Raw genomic sequence first — 553 nt, forward strand, 5'->3', positions numbered from 1 at the left:
ATGGACAAAAAGATAATCCCGGGGCTTGAATGCCTCGGGATTAGGTGTAGAATTTAGATATGCAAAAACCAAATTCACAGAGAGATTATACGTCTTTTGAAGGGAGTTATCAAGTATTTCTTCCTTTTAATCTTGAATTTCAGATTGACAAAGATGACCCCGTCCGCCTGCTTCGCCATTGTATTGGGGGTATGGATATTACGGCACTGGAAAAGACCTATCAGCGGATAGATCGAAATTTGGCGTCGCCAAGGCAGATGTTGGCCATCATTGTCTATGCCGGGATGAATCATATTTTCAGTTCCCGCAGGATAGAACTTGCCTGCAGGCGGGATATCAATTTCATGTACCTGCTGGAGGGCAAGCCTGTACCTGACCATACAACCATCGCCAGGTTCCGTTCCAAACATCTGGCTTCCTGCATTAAGGAACTGTTTGCCCAGATGGACTTCATGCTGGAAGATATGGGAGCTATTTCCCTGCAGGATATTTTCATCGATGGAACAAAAATCGAATCCGTTGCCAACAAATACAAGTTTGTCTGGAAAAAGTC

General features: G+C 44.3%; 1 protein-coding gene. It reads left to right on the forward strand.

Annotated features, from left to right (window positions below; translation table 11 throughout):
* Positions 1-59: 59 nt before the first annotated feature.
* Positions 60-553: transposase (locus tag FZ040_RS13855; RefSeq protein ID WP_439653923.1), on the forward strand; the 494-nt coding region annotated here is incomplete at its 3' end.

Origin of the sequence: Pseudoselenomonas ruminis, from assembly GCF_008271295.1 — a bacterium.
Classification (GTDB): Bacteria; Bacillota; Negativicutes; order Selenomonadales; family Selenomonadaceae; genus Selenomonas_A; species Selenomonas_A ruminis.